Origin of the sequence: Leptolyngbya sp. PL-A3, assembly GCF_039962325.1 — a bacterium.
Classification (GTDB): domain Bacteria; phylum Cyanobacteriota; class Cyanobacteriia; order Elainellales; family Elainellaceae; genus Vacuolonema.
Window position 1 is genome coordinate 1 of record NZ_JAMPLB010000100.1, and the last position, 17,924, is coordinate 17,924.

Below are 17,924 nucleotides of genomic sequence, written 5' to 3' on the forward strand. Positions count from 1 at the left end.
GTCGTTTGCTCAGTTGTTTGAGTAACCCCGATTCGCCCAGAATATCCTCTGGCGTCTGACAGTCTGCCAACAGCTCATCGAGCATCTCATCCACGCGGTTAGTCTCTTTTTTCGTAACCGTTCAGGGGGTTTGAGAGGGAGAATTGAGAAAAGGGGAAGGTGCTGTTAGGCTAACGGAATGGACAAATACCCTCCTAACTCCATAGACGAGATTAGCCAGGCAGACTGGGAAAAGACTCCCGAAAGTGTGCGGCAGTTGCTTGTGAAATTGATTGGACGCATCGAGCAATTAGAGGGGCAGTACGAGGCATTGAGGCAGGAGAATCAGTTGCTGAAAGAGCAATTGAAGCAGAACAGCAAGAATTCATCGAAACCGCCATCGCAGGATTTTAGCAAAGGGTTCAAAGCAAAGGAGAAGAAGGGAAAGAGCAAGAAGAAGGTTGGAGCACAGCCTGGGCATGAGGGACATGAACGGGAGTTGTATGGGCCTGAGAGTTGCCAAAGTATTCAAGAGCATTACCCGGATACCTGTGTTGCGTGTGGAGCACGATTAAGGGGACAAGCGCAAGGGGAAGCCTATCGAGTTCAGATTGTCGAAATTCCCAACGTGAAACCCGAGGTGAGCGAGCATCGGTTTCATGTCCGACAATGCGAGTGCTGCGGTGCGTATAGTCGAGCCTGGGATGAGGGAATCATCAACGGAAGTGGGTATGGAGAGAGGGTAACGGCGCATGTTGCGGTGCTGAGTGGGCAGTACCGCCAATCCCATCGCATGGTGCAAGAACTCCTACATGAGTTATTCGGAGTCAAGATTTCGGTGGGTAGCATTAATCGCTTGCGACAAGAGAGTTCGGATGCGCTACGCCAGGGAGTGGAAGAGGCTCATCAGTACGTGCAAGCTCAGGAAAATGTGCACTTGGACGAAACAAGCTTTGCTCAGGGCAATGGGGATGGTAAAAACCCGCAGGGACGCAAAGGCTGGTTATGGGTGATGGTGACTCCCTTGGTCAGCTACTTTGCCGTATTTTTAGGACGTTCCCAAGCGGTTTGCCAGCAATTGCTGGGTGAAGGCTTCAAGGGAATTGTTAACAGTGACCGCTTCAGTGGCTATAACGCTTTAGCGATTGAGGGGCGACAACTGTGCTGGGCACACCTTAAACGAGACTTCACCCGTATTGCCGAACGAACGGGCGTGGCGGGAGAATTGGGCAAAGCCCTATTAGAACAGCAGAAGTTGTTGTTTGAGCACTGGTATCGAGTTCGCGATGGTACCTTGACTCGGAATGAATTTGTTTCGATAGTGGCTCCGATTCGACAACGGGTTCATACACTGCTTAGCGAAGGAGCAGGGTATGCGATTGCCAAGGATGAGAAAACACCGTTGGCAAAAACTGTGCGAACGTGTCAGCAATTACTGAAAGTTGAACCTGCCTTGTGGACATTTGTCACCACTGTTGGGATTGAACCGACCAATAATGCAGCGGAGCGGGAGCTTCGTCCGGCTGTCCTATGGCGCAAAAATAGCTTTGGTTCGCAGAGCGAGGCGGGTAGCTTATTTGTCTCAAGAATGCTGACTGTGGTGACAACCTTGCGCGCTCAAAATCGTCCAGTGCTCGATTACCTGGTTGAAGCGTGCCGGGCTGCTCGGCAGGGGCAACCTGCACCTTCCCTACTACCGATTGATACTACGACCCCGTGAAGGATTACCTTTTTTCTTTCGTGCCATGATGCGGTCTCCTGAATTAAGGGGATTTTAGACCGCTTACACAAAATCCTGATCACTCTCGATTGAGCGTGTCATCGTGCAATACAGTAGCTATAAACCTTGATTTTGAATGAGATGCTGTCTCAGTTGTTTTTCCTAAAATCTTTTTCTTGGAGGCAATACTTGTCATTGAATGACTCCTTGACAAAGTGGTTATTAAGTAAATACAAATACTTTTACACTGCCTATCTCTTATCACTCAAAGTGAATCTAACAGGCTCTAATTCTTTAGAAGCATCGATTTCACTGTAGAATTTGCTGAATAATCTCAACAATGCCTCTCTGCTAATTTTTCCATTGCTCGGAAGCATTCTCATAAATTCCTTTATCTCCTCAAAAAACAACCACTCTGCTTCAACCATTAGCTGAATTTCTGCGTTCATCAGTTTCAGCTCCTGCTTAGTCTCATCTAGCTCTTGTTCTATCACTTGCTGTTGCTGTAACTGCTCAGACAAATATTGCTGAAGGGAACTAATCTGTTCACGCAACAATATAATTTCATCTTGAGCTTCTTCCAATGCAAGGGTTGGCTGCCGCTGCTCATTGGCTAGCTCACTGGCAGGATTGTGTTGTTGGTCAAAATTAATTAACTGCATTTGTCAGAAGTCGTGATTGATTGAAATAAAATACACATGCCTAAAGTCATCTTTAGTGGTGCTGAACTATGTAATCTAATTGAGCTGTCCCAAATTGCAGCTTCCGTTGTTCTACGCCTAAATACTGAAGCAGTTTGACATAATCAATTTGAGTATTTAGCTTTGCAGCGGCATAAAACAGATTTGAGCCATCAATGAAAACAATGACTCGACCCCGATCGCGTTGACCAGGAACACTAGTTTTTGTAACAGTTGGTGAACAACCGCTTGAGGTTGCAGCGAAGTTTTCGTAAAACTGGATTTTTGCTTCGATCTCGTCTGAGTACTTTTGACTAAAGCTTTTTTCTTAGAAACAATATCTGCCATTGATACATCCTTGATGAGATAGCTAGAAGAACTCTCGTTCTGCTGCCACAGCTAATCCGGTACTAACGGGTTCTCTAGCTGTATGCGGTACTGTACGGAATTCAGCAAGCCACCACAGAGTGACCGCTGGAATCACACCCAACACCACCCCGATCGCAGTTGGAATCCAAAAACGAACCTCTAACTGATACAGCACGATGACCGCGCCAAAAGCAAAATTCACCAGGTAAATAATTAGCGGCACCATCAATTGAGATCGAGTTAAGGCGATCGTTGCCTTGCGCCAAAAAAAGCTTGCTACAGACATGAACAATACCCCTGTGCCTAACCAACCTGTCAGGTTACGATAGGGCATTCCAAAGAACTGCCCCGAATCGTGGAACTCCCAGAAAGGATAGGCAGTTTGGCTCATCGCCGGATCAAGAACAAAGTCCCAAGCGGTGAGGAGTAACGCACCGAGGGCGATCGTACTCACCTGTTTGATCCAACCTTTAATCCCTGTAGCCTCTAGTCCTACCCATGCCAGCAAATACGTTGATAAGCCGACATAAAACCAAGACAGCGGAATTGTGAAGGGTACTAAGCCAGCAATCTTATAGCCTAAACCATTGAGATAGGCGTAATGTCCGAATGGGAAGCCAGTACTTGTTCCCAACAGTTCACTGCTCAAGGATATTCCTACCGCAGGCAGCATAAAGAGTAGCCAATTCCGCCAGCCCAGCCGCTGATATGCGTAGAGAGCCATTGTTACTGCTCCCAGCAGAATGTAAACCACCCCACCGCCTGCCATACTCCAGCCAAAGAGGGCTTGACCAGTGGTTGGCAAAGCAGCAATAAATTTGGGATTGGGCAGCACCATCAGCAATCCTGCCAGCCCAAAAATTAAGGACAAAATATGACCTATCAAACAAAAACGCTCGATCGCAACCAGTTGTTTCATAGAAACTCCTTAAACCATCGGGACTGAAAAATTATTCTGCTGAACAATCCAACGTTGCTCAGTTGGATCCGCTTTAACAGCCAACCGATCGCAAGTCGTAACCTCGACTAGAACAACAGTAGAAAACCTTGACATATGGATCTCTAGCTGAGCCTCTGGTAGTGCTTCAAACAACAGCTTTTCTCCTGGGAAAATAACACGTTCAAAGTACCAATTTGAAATATTTGTGATTCGAGCAATCTTGAGATGGTGAGTGTCATTCACGTAGCAGCAAAGAATGCTGTTTGCACAGTCAGCAGGCAGGCTATCCAGAATTTGAGTCATGGTGATGAGTTTTGTAGAGCGTTATGACCATTGAAGTGTTGATGCGATCGCACCGAGCAGCACAATCAAACCGAGCGATCGCCGAAAATAGTTAATGCCTTGAAACAGTTCTTGCCATGCCCATGTGGACAAGGAACCAAAAGCCAGGGCATCTAGCCCTCTATGGATGTTGCCACTTGTAAGCAAGGATGCGAGTAGAGTTGCTGCAAGGCAGACCAAAATCGGTAGATTTGGCTTCTGAGCAATCACAATGTTGCCATCACTGTCTCCAAACGTACGGTTAAACAAGGTATTTTCCATGATCTCGGATGTACTCGTTGATGTCCTCTTATTTCTACAAAAATAAGTATGATGCTTCGCAGTTCGAGATCATGTCTGAGCGAATGTTTTACTTGTGTATAAGTTATACAAATGCCGCTAAACCATTCAAAAGTCACAGGTGGTGTTTGACTTCTTTATCCAAGAAGATACAAAACATATCTGATGCTTTCTGTTTTAGTAGAAAGCATCAAACAAGAAATTGGAGAGCCTGACTGATGACTACGACCTTGATCAAGCGACCCTTATTTCGTTCAATGCAATGGGTTAGCTTTGTCGGTGGAGAGGGAATTGTGCGAAGCTACAAACCTAATGATGGAACTTGGGCATATCTTGTCGAGATGCCATTGGGGATGGAGCCTGTTTTTGGCAGGGTGGGCGCAGAAACGATAGTATTGCTCAATGAGGCAGATTTGTGTGCAGCCTAATCCAAAATCAAAGCTGTCAACCGGGCTTTTAGTTGCATCAGTTATCGTAGGTCTCTGGCTTGGTAGCCTAGCATTCTTGTGCACCAATATTGTTCAGTTCACACCACAGTGGATTTTGCCTGCTATTTTAGGGCGAACATTCATTCAGACTGGATTGTTTATTGTGGCTCATGACGCGATACACGGATCTTTAATTCCAAGCGATCGCCAGTTAAACAATAGAATTGGGCAATTGTCAGTCACACTATACGCATTCTTGTCCTATCAGAAACTTTCTCTCAACCACTGGCAGCATCACCGGAATCCGGGTCAAGTCAGCGATCCTGACTTTCACGATGGCATTCACCGCAATGTTTTTTCCTGGTATCTGAAGTTTATGCAGGGATACTTGGACGGTAGGCAAAAGATTGTTCTACTTTTGGGGATGGGAACTGTATTCCACACCCTTCAATTTGGATTTCATGTTTCTGTTGCCAACCTGATTTTGTTTTGGGTGCTGCCGATCTCCCTTAGCTCAATGCAGCTGTTTTTCTTTGGCACTTATCTGCCTCATCGCTCTAACGTTGACTCTACTAAATCGGGCAACGCTGAAAATTCTCATCGGGCAATCAGCAGCAACTATCCGCTGTTCTGGTCGTTCTTAACCTGCTATCACTTTGGATACCACTGGGAGCATCATGAGTATCCTTCTCTCCCTTGGTATCACCTGCCTGCCGTTCGCCAGCCTCAACTGCCAAGGCAACCAATCAAAACAGACATTGGAAACCCCTTGGTTCTTCGTCTCGCTACAACGTCGCCGCTGTTCACCCTGTTGCTAATTGCCTGCTGAGTTGCCCATTCGCCTCAAGCAGCACAGCGCATTACTTTTACATTACATCCAAACGATTTTTAAAGAATTTCTAAGGAGAAGTTGTGACTGTTCAATCCTTAAGCTCTGCCCCGACAGGCGAGCAACCGCTTATATTAAGCTGGAGAAATGTTGCCTTTTTCAGTACTGTTCATGCTCTAGCGCTGCTTGCGCCCTGGTTTTTCTCTTGGTCAGCTCTGGGAATGACGATCGCGCTTCATTGGCTTTTTGGTAGCATTGGTATTTGTTTGGGGTATCACCGATTACTAACCCATCGCAGCCTTCAAGTTCCCAAGGTACTAGAATACACGTTTGCAGTTCTAGGTGCGTTCGCTCTTCAAGGTGGTCCTATTTTTTGGGTGGCTGGGCATCGCTTGCATCATGCCTTTACCGAAGATGTTGATAAAGACCCCTACTCCGCTCAACGGGGATTTTGGTGGAGTCACATGCTTTGGATTATGTATCCCCGCGCTGAATTCTTTGCGACCGAAACCTATCGTAAATATGCGCCTGACTTAGCACGTGACCCGTTTTACACCTGGCTCGATCGCTACTTTCTACTGCTGCAACTGCCGCTAGGACTACTGCTGTATGCGCTGGGAGGCTGGTCATTTGTTGTCTACGGAGTGTTTGTGCGAGTGGTACTGCTCTGGCACTCGACCTGGTTAATCAACTCTGCCACGCATTTGATTGGCAATCGAACGTTTGAAACGGAAGACGGATCGCGCAATCTCTGGTGGGCAGCACTTCTGACCTTTGGTGAAGGGTGGCATAACAACCATCACGCTTACCCAAAGGTGGCAAAGGCGGGCTGGAAGTGGTGGCAAGTAGATATTACATGGTGGGCAATTCAAAGTCTGAAAATACTAGGGTTAGCCCAAAAAGTAGTGATGCCTCCCCTGCCAGCAGAAACAACTCAGTAGACGTGGAACGCACCACTCAATTTACCGAGGCTGTGCGATCGTTCCGTGTCTCTCCGCCCCATTCCCATTCCTCAAGTTCTTTTTGAGGCAATAACAACGCGGCTTCAATCTCCTGCCGCACGGCTGCCGTTACTTCACTGTTGCTGTTAAGGCAATCGAGCAATAATTGATTGGCATCATAGTATCGTTGCAAGATCTCTTGCTGTTCTGCGCTGAAGTTCCAGTTAGACTGAGTGCTGTGATGCTGGATGGCAGCGAGCTGAGGAGACTCAGCAAGAGATTGGTGACTTGCCCAAGTTAGAAATTTTTGCAGGTATGGATCTTGTGCCACGATCGCATCGATCTCTTGCTTCATCATCTGCACGAGAGAATCTGCACTTCGCAGCATGGCAACCGTCAACAAAAAGATTTCTCGCCAGCGGGGTTCAGTGACGTGGCTGACTAGCTTCTCCAGCGCGCGATCGGATGCTTGTAGATTGTAATTAGCGACGATCTTTCGAGCCGTAAAATATTCTTGAAATATCTGATCACCAAAAGAGAAAATTCCCTGTACCCGTTCTGCTAACAGTCCATGCTGTAGCTCGATCGCCTTGAGTATCTCTTCACTGTCTAATTGCAACTCCTCTGCTCAATTGCAGCATTAGGTAAACTACGGATGTAGTCCCCAATGTGGTGTTCAATAGCCTGCCGTTCAAAAAAGTAATTCCCTTGCTCAAACGTGACTGTCGCAACTTGACTTAACAGCTTGAGCTTTTGGGGCAATAAAAAGCCGTGATACATCTCGTCTCGCTCAATGCCTTTCGTTTCATCCCATTTGCTGAGCAAAAGCTCTAAACATTGCTTATAAAACTCCGCCCGTTTACTGGGGAATTTGCCCTGATGATGGAAAACCCAGCAGGCAAGGTGGAGAAATAGCGGCGTGACAGCGAGTCTACGAAAGGGGATGTTTTCAGACAAGCCTAGCTGCTGGACAAACTGAACGGCTTGTTCTTGACCCGCTTGAAATGTGGTCTTCTTCAGGACTGTAAACCACTTTTGAGCAAACTCCACAATTTGGTCTTGCCCAAATGGAGCCATCTCCACATCTGTGAAGCGTCTAAGGTTAAAGATGTTAGCCGTTGTGCGGCAAGTCACGACAAACAAATTTTTTTGATACTTTTCAGAAAGTCGGCGAATCTCATTGACAACTGCCTTACAGTCTTGAGCAAGCACCTCATCTAGTCCATCTAGCAACAGCAACACTCTGCCTTCTTGCAGTAGAGTTTCTAGCATAGATAGATTTGAAATACCTGAAGTGCGAAACTCCTCAAAAATATAGCTGAGTAAGCTCACCTCACCTGCTGCTCTAGATTCATTGGCAAAATCCCGCAAGCTGACAAAAATTGGAACTCGATTCGCTGCAAAGCTACCTTGGTTGCACTGGATCGCTAGATGTTGCAAGAAAGTGGTCTTACCTGTCCCTGGTTTGCCCAACACTCGCAGCTTTGAGTAGATTTCGACGGCTTTCACGCCTACCATTTGAGTCTGAGATACGGCTCCTAAACTAGAGCGATCGCACGCTTGAGGCGTAAAGCGTTGTAGATCCGCCAACTCCAACCACTGCTGGCTCGGAATTTCTTCTGAGATATTGACATGGATGTAAAGGTCGTCAATCTTGACTGGACGGCTGATGTTCAACAACTGCAAGGTGCCGCATTGGGCTTGGATTTTGTGCTGACGCTGTGCTCGCACTTGTTGTACCAAAGTATCGATGTCTGTAACTGGATCAGTGGCAACCTCTCCGGGTTCAGGAAATTCTGCGGGAGGATCGATCGCAATTTCACGCCAGTCTAAATCCAGAATCAAGCAAAGCTCTTGAAAAACCTGCCGCTCAACAGGCTGTCCCGTAAAAAAACGCCAGACCGATTGGCGCGTTTTTAACCCTACTTCCCCTGCCAGGTTTTCTTGAGTCCACCCCTTACAAGCAAAGGCACTTTTTGCTTGTTGAATCCCAGGAAATGATGCTCGGAGCGATCGCTTGACCATGAGATCAAACTCCTGATTTTCATCTTAACAACTTATACAGTTGCCCACCTTTATGAACTTATAGTTTTCTTTTGCACTAATAATCAACCATAGGACTGAAATCTGATGACTTTGGGAAATTTTTCTATAAGTTCTATCAAGAACTTCAACGTATAGGGAAAGCAGGGATTTAACATCATACTGAGCCTGCAAACCTAAAGCATCGGCGGAGCGAGCGTATCCTCAAGCTCTCTCTGCTGCCGTATCATCAGAGCGGGTACAGGCAATGCCACCAAATTCAGTTAGCATCACAGGTTGTCCTTGATTCGGGTGGAATCGCACGCACTGGGCATTTCCTCCCAGACCAATCGACTCCATCACATCGACCCAGTATTGAGCCATCTGATCTCCTGTCCTTCTAGTTATCGCTCTTTTATCACATTAACCAGAGAGAATAGAGTAGGAGCATCTCTGGGAGAAGATGGAATAGCTCCTGGGAAATTACTCATCAACTCCAGTAAACGAGTAAAACCAATTAGCAGTGATGGAATAGAGAACACCTCTAACTACGGTTTCAATAAGTTTCAGGAATTTCCAGATTTCGCCAGTGGTTACAGCTCCGTAGATTGCGTCAATCGCCTGTCCTTCCCACTGGTTAAACTGCTGCGCGGCAACCATACCTGCAATACACTGCCCCAAGCCAGCTTTAATGTTTTCGTTTTTGGCTTCCGTAATGAGAATGACAGGCGCATTGATGGTGAGTTGCTCCTTCGAGCAGCTGAGAGTGTAATCGCAGTAGCCGACCAGCCCTTTCGTCTCATCCACATTAAATTCTGTGCCTGAAAACAGGCTTACCTGCCCCTTCGCCTGCCACCGCACTTCTAGCAACACAGGGGTAATAATCATCTCCGATTGCGCCTTCTCGGTATTGATCGCGATCGCCAACTGCACAGTCTCTTGCAGCGTATCGTTCAACAGGTTACTACCCGCAACAGGCTCGACTGCTGCAAACAGATCGCGCTGCTCATCGACCTGTAAGCCAAAGTCCTTCTTGAGTTTTTGCAGGGTGAAGTCACTGTACGCCATACGCTTCCCGGAGTGCCTGTGCTGTCTTCAGCATTATCGCTGAGGTGAAGGCAGGTAGGCAGTTTTCCGACATCCGGACTCCAAGAGCAAGGATCAATCGTAATCAGCTGCTATCCAATAAGCGTTTCCCTTATGCAATCCGGGTGACTTTTTTGCCAGAGTGACACCGGAAAACATTACGAGCGAAAATTCAGCGAGGCGATCGCCATCTCCTTATCCTTCTCCGTCACATCAATATATCGCTGCAACGCCGATAGGCTCCTATGTCCAGAAATCGACTGAATATGCTTGATCGGCACTCGTTCGTTGTGCATCCAAGTGATTGCCGTGCGACGGAAGCTGTGAGTGCTAGCTCCTTCAATCCCCAACCGCTTAAAGGCTGCCCGTAAAATGGCATCGGCAGATTCCGGGCAAATATGTCCTCTACCCCACCGCCCTGGAAACAAGTAGGGACGATCGCTTCGATACCCCTCCAGTAATTGCCTCAACTCCAGCGATACCGGAACAGATCGCGTCTCCTGTTTCCCTTTGGTTGTTGCCCGCCGAAAGGTAATGCGATCGCGCACCCGCTATCTGTTCCATACACATCAGCCGCGTGCAGTGAACATGCCTCATTGACCCGCGCAGTCGTGTAGAGGCAGATACCAAACAAGGCGCGATCGCGATCGGTCGGCAATCCTTCTATATAAGAGAGCAACGACAAGGAGGCGATCGCCTCCATCCCTTTCACTCCCCTGGAACAAACCAGCAGCCGAAATAGCTTCAGATCTGAAACCAACCCCAGTTTTCCGTCCAACAGCCAAGTGATCTCCTGCGATGACAAGATCTTGGCTTGGTCGTGGCGGTTGATTTTCACAGGCCGAGCAGTACGGATGTTCAGCCAATTCTACATTAGGAAATACGAATAACTTAATGTATCAACCTCAAATGCCTATTACACCGTCGAGCCGAATTCTTAAATTAGGAGAACTTAAGAAAAACTTATTGATGAAAGGTTTTTGAGCAAAAGACTGGCAGCTTTTCTGTTTAGTCGAGGACTCGCCTAGCCAACCTCATCACCCCTTATAGTACAGAACGGGCTAAACCGTGGACTAAGTACTACTCCAAATTGACTAGTACACCCCTCTATTTCAGGCGCTTTTGGATGCTGAAACCCTCATTCTTCTGTTGAATAGTTGCCGCGCGGAGCAACTACTCAAGGTTCTAAGTAGGCATTAAACAAGCTGCACTTGACCACGATCGCAGTGACTGCCATCGGGATGGCGATCGCCAGAATGAAAATCGGGCAGAGTAGTTGCGCCACCCACAACTACTCCTGGTAAACCAACCCATTCCATATATTCATTTGTAGACAATCAAAAGCCTAAGAGGTAGCCTGCAGTAACGTTATTTGTTCCTGTAAGCATCTCACCGATAGATGGCAGAACCACATCGGAACAATGCAATGGAGAAACGGAGCAGTTTCAGCACGTATTTCTTCCAGATGGAAAGCAGAAATTATGCTAATTGGAGTGAAAAATAAAATTTACTGCCTTTACCCAACTGACTTTCTACTCTAATTTGGCCCGATTGAAGCTCTACTAATCGCTTTACCAAAGATAGCCCAATTCCGTATCCCTCTGGTTCAAGGTAATGAGCGCGGTCAGAACGCCAAGAACATTTGAATATCTGGGATAGTTCATCTGTAGAAATTCCTATCCCAGTGTCAAGCACGGCGATCCAAAGGCGGTTTGGTTCATCCCATACTTGAACCGTTACCGATCCCTGAGGAGTATAAGAAATCGCATTATTAATGAGATTGATCAGGATTTGTTTGACACGATCGGGATCAGCATAAACTCTCGGCAATTTTTCCGGACACTTTAATTCTATCTGCACTGTTGCTTTGGCTCCATTAGCCAGCATAATAGACTGTTTCAAAATAGGTCGTACGTCTATCGGTTGCAACTGTATTGGTAAGTAGCAAAGCCGTGAAGATAATACAATGCGAGTGTCAGTAGCTAACCGATTTAATCGCTGGCACTCCTCCAACATTTGAGACAACGATTCATCATCTATCAGTTCTGCATAATCTTGCTGGAGGAGCTTCAAATTGCCGTAAATTGTAGTGATGGGGCTCCGGATCTCATGGACTAGCTCATCAATAAGGCCCTGCCGCTGCTCCTCGATTTGTTGCAAGCTTTTTGCTAGATGATTAAAGTTTAGGCTGAGTCGATGCAACTCGGGCGTTGTTGCTACGTCTATACGGACTAACCAATCTCCACTTACAACCGCCTGCATAGCTTTTTCTAGCTTCACCAGTGGCTGTACAATAATTCGCCCAGCAGAAACGCTCATGAACCCGACACTTAACAGACCTGCTAATAGTAGCTCGAGCATTTCTCCAAAGTGAGCGTGATAGAGTTGAATGGAAAGGAGCACCAGTCCCGCACCAAGTAGCATGGCTAACAAATGTGAGACCAGAAGCTGAATTGGCAAACTAAGCTGGCGGCACCAACGGCTTATGCTAATCATGTTCAGCAACATCCTCAAATTTATAACCTACGCCAGGGATTGTTCTGATGAAGCGATCGCCTTCAGGAAAAATTTTTGCTCTGAGGCGCTTAATGACAGAATCTACACTTCTTTCACTAACCCCGCTACCTAAATCCCAAACCTGATCGATCAACTGAGATCGGCTCCAAACGCGGTTACTGCGGCTAGCCAAGGTTGTGAGCAAATTTAACTCTAGGCTAGAGAGATCTAAGGGATGCCAAACTTGTGTAAATGAGCAACGCATTCGCGCGACCCGTTGCTCAGGGTCTATTTGGAAGTGAGGTGTACTAATCACTTTGGATTGTTCTCTCTCGAAAAGGTGCCGCCTCTGGCGGAGCTGTGCTCGTAGACAAGCAGCTAATTCCTGGGGCTCAAAGGGTTTGCACAGATAAACATTGGCTCCTACGTCATAGCCTATCGCTCGATCTGCTGGGCTATCTTTTGCACTGAGCATTACGATTGCTGGGGGTAGCTTGGCTCGGCGAAAGCTAGACTCCCGGATTCGCTCACAGACCTCCCGTCCGTTAATGTCAGGTAACATTAGATCTAAAACAACCGCATCCGGAGCGACCTGCTCAAATAGCTCTAGCCCATTTCTTCCAGTTGGAGCTAAATGGCAGCGATGCCCCTCGCTTTCTTCCAGACAACGCTTAATCAATTTGGCAATATTTTGCTCGTCTTCAATTACTAAAATCGCTGCCATCATTAAATCTCCGCCTATTGCTTCATACTGCTCCACATTTATATGTGCTACTCATAGCGTACATATCATCATCAAGAGAATGTATACGCTAGGAGTAGTAGTTATTCATCCTCAAATAGGTCATATTTACCGTATTCCTGCTCTAAAGATGAGCTTGGTGCAGGGGATATTGGGATTTCAGGCAAAACAGGTACTGAGTTAACCAATCCGGAGGATTGGATCGCAGTGGCGATCGCCAACGGATGCTCCAACTCGAAGTCACGACATAGCTCGTCAATATATCGAAGAAATTGGCGAATGCAGTGCTGTGCCGTTGGTTTTGCCAATTCAGGTCGCTTCTGCTGACGTGCATAGGGTAGAAAACGACTTACCACAGATTCATTCGCCATTGATTTTCCATGATCTGAGCTCCACAGCGGATTGCGGAGCAGATAAAGATAAACTTCGCCTTCCGGCGTATCACAATGCGGGTGATAGGAAAATTCAATTCGTTGATTCGCAGCTGTTCCTTTGGCTGCTTTCGGGCGAGCCGATTGTTTACGACGTGGCATTGCAGTTTACCTCGCTGCTGTAATTTTCTTGATTGGCTTTTGCGGTTGACGGGCCGCCATCGATTTATAGATCCCTAATGCATCAGCAAAGCGAATCAATAAACCAGGGCTACGGATGAGATCAAATTCAGAGGGATGCTGGGACAGGAGGTGTTTCAGTTCCTGTTCCATAATGGTGCCAATGTATGTGGCAGGAATTTCTAGAGCGGAAAACCAGGGATCTAGCTGATTCCAAATCAACGACACTGCCCCACCCCCTGCAATTAAGTAAATATCTTCAGATGGAAGTTTTGCCTTCAGATATTTACGAATTGCACTGGTGTATCCTTCCAGCACATCGGTTACAAAATCAGCAATGTCAATCCGCTCGTTGCCTGCAATTCGTAGCTTATGCTGACCTTGAGCGATCGCTCGAATAAGCTCTGATAATCCAATGGGTACCCCGGCAGACTTCCGCACCTGATCAGCAAACTTATAAAACCCATTTCCATCAGAACTGGATAAAGAGGGATTAATTTTACCAGAGCGATAAACCAGCAGCGAAGTGTTCCGCTCACCTCCCATCAGCACAGGAATAGTGGCGGATGATGGGTTCACTCCCTGACGCTCCAAATTAACGGCTTGTGTGGCAAAGAGACCTGCACCTTCAGTGACAACTTTGATATCAATCTCACACTCCAGCATTTGGCCTCGAAATTGAAAGTGCTGGGCCGCCGCTATAATCGCAGAAATTCGGGATTCTCGATCCGGTGGCTTGACTTCATCACGAGGCATACAAAGCGCAATCTGAGCTTGAAAACCTTCTGTGCGCTGAAGCCGATGAGAAATTAAACCCAGGATGATGAGAACACGCGGGAGCAGATCTTGCCATTTTCCTAGCTCATGATACTGGCGGCCTGAAAGGTCTATAGCGAACTCACCAGCCGCGTAAGTTTGGCCCTCCACTTCCACCCAGGCGGAGCGTAAAGCATCGTTGCCATATTCATCCATACGGGATGAGATTTGCTGGGCACTGACATCAGAAACTAATTGTGGATCAAGGGCGATCGCCTCTGGATGACCCTCACAACCCGTGAAGACAATCTTCAGGAGTGAGGATCCTAAATCAATCACGATCATCACTAAAAATGTGTCGAAAAGAGCGTAGTTCATAATGATTCAAAGGCCTATCTTACAAGGGTTTCAGTCGTAGTGGTAACAGTCGGCAACTGTTAGCCATAATGGGGCGAATTTGAACCTCAACGTTGGGCAGAAACTGCAAGTTTCAACAAATTGAGGGAATCTCTGGCAGGACGGCTAAATCCATTGCCACGTAAGCACTTCACTGATTTAATTGCAGCCTACTGGATCGATGTGGCAGAGATAAGGCAAGTGTTGCCTTATCTCTGCCACATCAGGTGTTTAGAGTGAATTTAAGGTCTAAGTACAGCGTCATTCACAGGCAATTTCTTCCAAATTTTGGGATTCGCTATTTCTTTCACACCCAACGCCCTAAAGGGGCCAAATAGCGACAGCAGTACCACCATATACACCGACATGAAGAGACCAAAACCTATGCCAGACCGTAGCTATCACGTGGCATTCTCTCCGGAAATGCATCTGGAGATCACACAGGAAGCCCAAAAACGCAGAACTAGCGTGCCACAACTTCTGCGAGACCGCCTGGAAGAGTGGAAAAACCTGCGCAACTTCAAGGAAGAAATACATCAGACACAACAGCACCTGCGCTACCTCGATGCCAAGCTTGATGCACTCTCATTCTTGATTGAAGAAATTTATATCCAGTTTGCAGAAGACGAAGATGAACAACACGATAAATTTGTGCGGGTGCAAAAACTGAAGGAAAGTTTAGAGCAGGTCAAGGCAGAGTATCTACCGAACTCACTTCATCAGATTGGTTCATAGATGGAATCGATCACAGCAGTTGGCGCAGATCAAGCAGCACACTATTACTCCAAAGACAATTACGGGTCGCCTCAAGGAGAAATTCAAAATTCACAGTGGTTTGGAAAAGGAGCAGCCAAGCTTGGCTTGGAAGGAAATATTCAAGCTGATATTTTCCAACAGCTTCTTCATGCTTTCACCCCTGAGGGGCAATCTCTTCACAGGCGACAGAAAGCCACCGGCAAACAAAGAGGCGGTACTGATATAACGTTGAGCCCGCCTAAAACATTTTCTCTACGGGTTTTGATTGGTGGAGATGATCGTTTGATCAAATGCCATAAAAAGGCAGTCAATGCCACTTTGAACATTCTGGAAGAGCGCTGTGCTCAAACTCGCATTTCTCAATCTGGCAAACGGCTCAAGGTATGTACAGGCAATCTCACGATCGCTCAGTTCCTGCATGATGTCAGCCGTGCTCTGGATCCACAAATTCACACTCATTGCCTCATATTTAACTTCACGCAGAGGCCAGACGGACGCTGGCAGAGCCTCGATAACCAGGCCCTTTACCAGCACAAACTCTTTGTTGGACTGATCTACCGGAACGAACTGGCCATTGAAGTGCAAAAGTTAGGCTATCCGATTGAGCGATACGAAGGTGGATTGTGGGAAATTGCCGGATACCAACCAGAGGTATTGACTCATTTTTCTAAGCGATCCCAGCAAATTAAATCAGCAGTGGGGGAAAACGCTTCGAGCAGACAAAAGGAATGGGCAGCACTGAGAACCCGTGCTCCTAAAGGTCAGGCAATTCCACGGGAAGAATTATGCGCTCACTGGCAAAGCCAAGCAGAGGCACTTCAAATTGTTCACCCACAGCCAATTACCGACTATTTGCCACCCGAATTAGACACGCTTGGAGCCGTTGAAGCAGCGATTGTTGAATGCGCTGAACGCAAGAAACCTTTTACTCAGGAAGACATTTTCATGCAAGTTTTCTCCGATGTAGGAAAGTACAGCATCACCTCCGTCAGTGATGCATTAGCTGATCCAGCTTTACTGGAACTCCTCGACACCTACAGCAACAACTATGTTCGACCACCTCAAAACGACTCACAAACTCAAAACTCAAGCCAACAAAGTAACTCCGGCATCCAGTACCCCTACAACCCCTCCGCCCTCGAACAATTCCACGAATTCCTTAAAACCAGCACAATCAAACGCAAAGCAAGAAATCCTGCAAGAACTTGGGCATCTTCATACGGAAGTGACCAACCTACAACAGAAGATTCTGCAGCTGACCTCCACCGTGCAGACCTTGGAGAAAAAACTATCGAAGCTCAATCCACAGCCAGGCATTCGCTTCGAGCAGGTAGTGAAACAGCTAAACCAGAACTTCAACGAACTGGAGGAGAGATTAGTAACCATCGAGAATCCGACCAACCTACTGAAGCGACCATTCATCTCGATATGGGTAGCGTTGGCGATCGCACTCCTGAGTTTCCTGGGCCTTCATCTCTGGCAGATGAGTCTGCTTCAAAAGATCCATCTCAAACTCAACAACACCGAGTTGAGGCTCAAGAACACCAACCTGACAACGAACAAAGCCAACGAGCAGACTTTCTAATTAATTACGTCGTTGAGGCAATTGAGCGGATTGGAGAAGAATCCATACAAAATAACAACTACTGGGCAACGTGGAATTCAGCAAACCAGGAACTTACGATTGGACGCAAAGCAGATCAGGCCATTATCGTCCAGGCTTACTACCAACAAGAAATAGAGCAATGGCATGTCGATTATGCCAATGTGAACACGGAAGATTTGCAGGATTTCCAGAATCGGCAGCAAGCCCGCCAACAGGCCGAACGCGAGCATTATCACAACCTTTATGCCCATTTTGCACCCCCACATATTCACGACCCAGAACAGCGCGTTCGCCTGGTAGCTATGCAAGTCTGGCAATGGGCGAAAGAAGAAGGGATGGGGGAACAGGAAGCTGCCAAAGAAGCAGGGCTGACCTTAATGTACAACGAACGCATTCAGCAGATAGCGCGCCAGCAAACCAATCAAGCAGCGCTCGATTACATCAATAGCACCGTTAGAGAGGCTATCTATCAGCAAAGTAGCGTCCCGCCTCAAAAGCAACTTGAACTGTAACAACACCACTGGAGTTACTATGAACCCTTGTTTTTCCATCGACAAATCCGGGTCTCGGTTTTTCTGGGCGGCTTGGCTCAGCAATCCCGATCTACCTCCCAACTTTAGCGGCTACACTCGCTCCAAAGAAGCAGCCATACAAGCCGTAGCGGATGCCCTGAATTCAAACCAAGCAATTCAACTCAAAGCAGAAGCTGCCAGTCAATGGCGCGGCATTCTTCACTGTAAATACTGTGGATCAAAAAACTTGAAAGCTGAACAAAAAAGCGATCTTCCACATCCACGACTGTGCTGCAGTAATTGCAACCGCTTCAATAAATGGCTCAATCAAAATCAATTGCATCTATTTCATAAATTGCAAGCTGAAAAACAATCGCGTATCTAGGGCGTGTCATCAATTAGCCCCTCTGTCGGCTTAGAATCAAAAATCTGAGTTTTTGAAGCCAAAGAGGGAGATGTTACTATGGTGCGCCGTTATGGCCTGCGGGATGAGC

Annotated in this window: 21 protein-coding genes and 1 pseudogene; 7 read left to right on the top strand and 15 right to left on the bottom strand. The window is 47.0% G+C overall.

From position 1 onward, the window contains the following. Nucleotides 1–178 precede the first annotated feature (178 nt). Nucleotides 179–1,699 (top strand): IS66 family transposase, encoded by a 1,521-nt coding sequence (locus tag NDI52_RS32300; protein ID WP_190771376.1) that lies wholly within the window; start codon nucleotides 179–181, stop codon nucleotides 1,697–1,699. 251 nt (nucleotides 1,700–1,950) lie between these two features. Here the strand turns inward: NDI52_RS32300 and NDI52_RS32305 are convergent, their stop codons facing one another. From NDI52_RS32305 to NDI52_RS32325, 5 genes are all read right to left on the bottom strand, one after another. Then, nucleotides 1,951–2,361 (bottom strand): hypothetical protein, encoded by a 411-nt coding sequence (locus NDI52_RS32305; RefSeq protein WP_190771377.1) that lies wholly within the window; start codon nucleotides 2,359–2,361, stop codon nucleotides 1,951–1,953. Between the two features lie 156 nt (nucleotides 2,362–2,517). Beyond that, nucleotides 2,518–2,727 (bottom strand): hypothetical protein, encoded by a 210-nt coding sequence (locus NDI52_RS32310; RefSeq protein WP_190771378.1) that lies wholly within the window; start codon nucleotides 2,725–2,727, stop codon nucleotides 2,518–2,520. A 22-nt stretch (nucleotides 2,728–2,749) separates the two neighbouring features. Beyond that, a complete protein-coding gene (gene cruF / locus NDI52_RS32315; protein ID WP_190771379.1) occupies nucleotides 2,750–3,667 on the bottom strand; it encodes a gamma-carotene 1'-hydroxylase CruF in 918 nt (305 codons plus the stop codon). 9 nt (nucleotides 3,668–3,676) lie between these two features. Continuing rightward, the gene (locus NDI52_RS32320; RefSeq protein WP_190771380.1) at nucleotides 3,677–3,991 is read right to left on the bottom strand and encodes a DUF1830 domain-containing protein; all 315 of its coding nucleotides are present in this window, start codon (nucleotides 3,989–3,991) and stop codon (nucleotides 3,677–3,679) included. 21 nt (nucleotides 3,992–4,012) lie between these two features. Then, nucleotides 4,013–4,291 (bottom strand): hypothetical protein, encoded by a 279-nt coding sequence (locus NDI52_RS32325; protein WP_190771381.1) that lies wholly within the window; start codon nucleotides 4,289–4,291, stop codon nucleotides 4,013–4,015. Nucleotides 4,292–4,527: 236 nt separating this feature from the next. Here NDI52_RS32325 and NDI52_RS32330 point away from each other — a divergent pair, with 236 nt between their 5' ends. From NDI52_RS32330 to NDI52_RS32340, 3 genes are all read left to right on the top strand, one after another. Next, entirely contained in the window at nucleotides 4,528–4,737 is a 210-nt protein-coding gene (locus NDI52_RS32330; protein WP_190771382.1) for a hypothetical protein, read from the top strand. Continuing rightward, a complete protein-coding gene (locus NDI52_RS32335) occupies nucleotides 4,712–5,566 on the top strand; it encodes a fatty acid desaturase (protein WP_190771383.1) in 855 nt (284 codons plus the stop codon). The genes NDI52_RS32330 and NDI52_RS32335 overlap by 26 nt, the downstream gene beginning before the upstream one ends. A gap of 83 nt (nucleotides 5,567–5,649) precedes the next feature. Then, on the top strand, nucleotides 5,650–6,507 hold the full coding sequence (locus tag NDI52_RS32340; protein WP_190771384.1) for a fatty acid desaturase: 858 nt from the start codon (nucleotides 5,650–5,652) through the stop codon (nucleotides 6,505–6,507). A gap of 16 nt (nucleotides 6,508–6,523) precedes the next feature. Here the strand turns inward: NDI52_RS32340 and NDI52_RS32345 are convergent. From NDI52_RS32345 to NDI52_RS32390, 10 genes and pseudogenes are all read right to left on the bottom strand, one after another. Beyond that, nucleotides 6,524–8,532: pseudogene (locus NDI52_RS32345) on the bottom strand (NACHT domain-containing NTPase). Nucleotides 8,533–8,754: 222 nt separating this feature from the next. Then, nucleotides 8,755–8,913, bottom strand: coding sequence for a hypothetical protein (locus NDI52_RS32350; RefSeq protein ID WP_190771386.1), 159 nt, complete (start codon nucleotides 8,911–8,913; stop codon nucleotides 8,755–8,757). 99 nt (nucleotides 8,914–9,012) lie between these two features. Beyond that, the gene (locus tag NDI52_RS32355; RefSeq protein ID WP_190771387.1) at nucleotides 9,013–9,597 is read right to left on the bottom strand and encodes a hypothetical protein; all 585 of its coding nucleotides are present in this window, start codon (nucleotides 9,595–9,597) and stop codon (nucleotides 9,013–9,015) included. Nucleotides 9,598–9,773: 176 nt separating this feature from the next. After that, a complete protein-coding gene (locus NDI52_RS32360) occupies nucleotides 9,774–10,163 on the bottom strand; it encodes a tyrosine-type recombinase/integrase (protein ID WP_199330815.1) in 390 nt (129 codons plus the stop codon). Continuing rightward, complete coding sequence (locus NDI52_RS32365) at nucleotides 10,082–10,453, bottom strand: hypothetical protein (RefSeq protein WP_199330816.1); 372 nt, start codon at nucleotides 10,451–10,453, stop codon at nucleotides 10,082–10,084. The genes NDI52_RS32360 and NDI52_RS32365 overlap by 82 nt, the downstream gene beginning before the upstream one ends. Before the next feature lie 358 nt (nucleotides 10,454–10,811). After that, entirely contained in the window at nucleotides 10,812–10,952 is a 141-nt protein-coding gene (locus tag NDI52_RS32370; protein WP_348257007.1) for a hypothetical protein, read from the bottom strand. A gap of 142 nt (nucleotides 10,953–11,094) precedes the next feature. Beyond that, nucleotides 11,095–12,111: a HAMP domain-containing sensor histidine kinase gene (locus tag NDI52_RS32375; protein WP_190771388.1), complete on the bottom strand. Its 1,017-nt coding sequence runs from the start codon at nucleotides 12,109–12,111 to the stop codon at nucleotides 11,095–11,097. Further along, nucleotides 12,104–12,838: a response regulator transcription factor gene (locus NDI52_RS32380; protein ID WP_199330817.1), complete on the bottom strand. Its 735-nt coding sequence runs from the start codon at nucleotides 12,836–12,838 to the stop codon at nucleotides 12,104–12,106. The genes NDI52_RS32375 and NDI52_RS32380 overlap by 8 nt, the downstream gene beginning before the upstream one ends. A 98-nt stretch (nucleotides 12,839–12,936) precedes the next feature. After that, nucleotides 12,937–13,386 carry a hypothetical protein gene (locus NDI52_RS32385; RefSeq protein WP_190771389.1) on the bottom strand — a complete coding sequence of 150 codons (450 nt, stop codon included), beginning with the start codon at nucleotides 13,384–13,386 and terminating at the stop codon, nucleotides 12,937–12,939. 6 nt (nucleotides 13,387–13,392) lie between these two features. Continuing rightward, on the bottom strand, nucleotides 13,393–14,538 hold the full coding sequence (locus NDI52_RS32390; RefSeq protein ID WP_190771390.1) for a ParM/StbA family protein: 1,146 nt from the start codon (nucleotides 14,536–14,538) through the stop codon (nucleotides 13,393–13,395). Between the two features lie 402 nt (nucleotides 14,539–14,940). Here NDI52_RS32390 and NDI52_RS32395 point away from each other — a divergent pair, with 402 nt between their 5' ends. Genes NDI52_RS32395 through NDI52_RS32405 form a run of 3 tightly spaced genes read left to right on the top strand, consistent with a single transcriptional unit; the run spans nucleotide 14,941 to nucleotide 17,815 of the window. Next, nucleotides 14,941–15,291, top strand: a complete 351-nt coding sequence (locus tag NDI52_RS32395) for a hypothetical protein (RefSeq protein ID WP_190771391.1) — start codon at nucleotides 14,941–14,943, stop codon at nucleotides 15,289–15,291. Beyond that, the gene (mobF, locus tag NDI52_RS32400; RefSeq protein ID WP_190771392.1) at nucleotides 15,292–17,430 is read left to right on the top strand and encodes a MobF family relaxase; all 2,139 of its coding nucleotides are present in this window, start codon (nucleotides 15,292–15,294) and stop codon (nucleotides 17,428–17,430) included. A 19-nt stretch (nucleotides 17,431–17,449) separates the two neighbouring features. Further along, on the top strand, nucleotides 17,450–17,815 hold the full coding sequence (locus NDI52_RS32405; RefSeq protein ID WP_190771393.1) for a hypothetical protein: 366 nt from the start codon (nucleotides 17,450–17,452) through the stop codon (nucleotides 17,813–17,815). Nucleotides 17,816–17,924 lie beyond the last annotated feature (109 nt).

Coding starts and splice junctions, on each gene's coding strand:
- NDI52_RS32395 (WP_190771391.1), top strand. CDS start 14,941: ATGCCAGACCGTAGCTATCACGTGGCATTCTCTCCGGAAATGCATCTG.
- NDI52_RS32405 (WP_190771393.1), top strand. CDS start 17,450: ATGAACCCTTGTTTTTCCATCGACAAATCCGGGTCTCGGTTTTTCTGG.
- NDI52_RS32330 (WP_190771382.1), top strand. CDS start 4,528: ATGACTACGACCTTGATCAAGCGACCCTTATTTCGTTCAATGCAATGG.
- NDI52_RS32385 (WP_190771389.1), bottom strand. CDS start 13,386: ATGCCACGTCGTAAACAATCGGCTCGCCCGAAAGCAGCCAAAGGAACA.
- NDI52_RS32335 (WP_190771383.1), top strand. CDS start 4,712: ATGAGGCAGATTTGTGTGCAGCCTAATCCAAAATCAAAGCTGTCAACC.
- NDI52_RS32325 (WP_190771381.1), bottom strand. CDS start 4,291: ATGGAAAATACCTTGTTTAACCGTACGTTTGGAGACAGTGATGGCAAC.
- NDI52_RS32375 (WP_190771388.1), bottom strand. CDS start 12,111: ATGATTAGCATAAGCCGTTGGTGCCGCCAGCTTAGTTTGCCAATTCAG.
- NDI52_RS32350 (WP_190771386.1), bottom strand. CDS start 8,913: ATGGCTCAATACTGGGTCGATGTGATGGAGTCGATTGGTCTGGGAGGA.
- NDI52_RS32355 (WP_190771387.1), bottom strand. CDS start 9,597: ATGGCGTACAGTGACTTCACCCTGCAAAAACTCAAGAAGGACTTTGGC.
- cruF (WP_190771379.1), bottom strand. CDS start 3,667: ATGAAACAACTGGTTGCGATCGAGCGTTTTTGTTTGATAGGTCATATT.
- NDI52_RS32305 (WP_190771377.1), bottom strand. CDS start 2,361: ATGCAGTTAATTAATTTTGACCAACAACACAATCCTGCCAGTGAGCTA.
- NDI52_RS32320 (WP_190771380.1), bottom strand. CDS start 3,991: ATGACTCAAATTCTGGATAGCCTGCCTGCTGACTGTGCAAACAGCATT.
- mobF (WP_190771392.1), top strand. CDS start 15,292: ATGGAATCGATCACAGCAGTTGGCGCAGATCAAGCAGCACACTATTAC.
- NDI52_RS32380 (WP_199330817.1), bottom strand. CDS start 12,838: ATGATGGCAGCGATTTTAGTAATTGAAGACGAGCAAAATATTGCCAAA.
- NDI52_RS32310 (WP_190771378.1), bottom strand. CDS start 2,727: ATGGCAGATATTGTTTCTAAGAAAAAAGCTTTAGTCAAAAGTACTCAG.
- NDI52_RS32300 (WP_190771376.1), top strand. CDS start 179: ATGGACAAATACCCTCCTAACTCCATAGACGAGATTAGCCAGGCAGAC.
- NDI52_RS32390 (WP_190771390.1), bottom strand. CDS start 14,538: ATGAACTACGCTCTTTTCGACACATTTTTAGTGATGATCGTGATTGAT.